Raw genomic sequence first — 1,004 nt, 5'->3', positions numbered from 1 at the left:
GTGATCAATAACCAAATGCTCTTGTTTCAGGCCAAAACCCTGCTCGCAGTAGTTGAGCAGTTCGGTGACCAGCACGGAAGGTATGCGCTCACTGTTATCCTGTATCCGTCGACCAACATAGCTGATGTAAAGGGTATCCTGGGCAGACAGCAGGGCCTCCAGGAACAGATAACGGTCGTCTACCCGGCGTGAGCGGTCACCACGCCTGCCATGGCGGGCGATCAGGTCAAATCCGGCCGGGGCAATACTGCGGGGGTAGGCACCATCATTCATACCCAGCAGGCAGACAACCCTGAACGGGATGGAGCGCATGGGCATTAATGTGCAGAAATTGACCTGGCCGGCGAGGAAGCGCTGACTGCTGCGCTCCTGAGTCAACCGATCACTCAGATAACTGATAAAGACACTGCGTGACAATGGCTGGTGGTACCCGGCTTCCTGCAGCTGTTCATAGAGGTGAGACAGGGTATCCCTGACCAGTGTGAGCGCGGCTTCATCCTCTTCCGAGCGGGTAAGGAAAAAGCGATTCAGCAGCTGATGAGTGAACTGGATCCATTGTTCAATGGTTCGTGTGTTGTCCAGATCATTCAGTAATTGCTCACAGCTATCAATAAAGCAGGCCAGATAGCCTGCCAGTGTTGCATTCATACCCTGAGCCGCATCCATCGGCAAAATATCATCATAGACGCCGGTATTTTCCGGCATGGCATAGCCCAGCAGCATCCTTCTGAGTCCGAATGACCAGGAGTTAGCCTGCAGCTCTGGCAGGTCAAACCAGGTTTGGTGGGCAGGGGTTAAACCCCAGCGTATACCCGACTCATGGGTCCATTGTCTCAGAATGTCCAGATCACCGGTGGTCAGGTTGAAACGGTATTGAATGGCGGGTACTTCCAACAGCTCCATAAGCTCCGGGGCGGAGCAGCGGCTTTTGTCCAGCTCCAGCAGTTTAAGAAGTGCGGAAAGGACAGGGTGCTCATTTTTTGCACTGACATCTGAAATAGCAT

Annotated in this window: 1 pseudogene; it reads right to left on the bottom strand. The window is 53.6% G+C overall.

From position 1 onward, the window contains the following. Positions 1 to 1,004 (bottom strand): annotated as a pseudogene (locus tag KDK13_RS09725) (exodeoxyribonuclease V subunit gamma); the annotation flags it as partial.

The organism is Endozoicomonas sp. SESOKO1, from assembly GCF_024606265.1.
Lineage (GTDB): Bacteria > Pseudomonadota > Gammaproteobacteria > Pseudomonadales > Endozoicomonadaceae > Endozoicomonas.
This window is presented reverse-complemented; position numbering and strand designations above follow the sequence as displayed.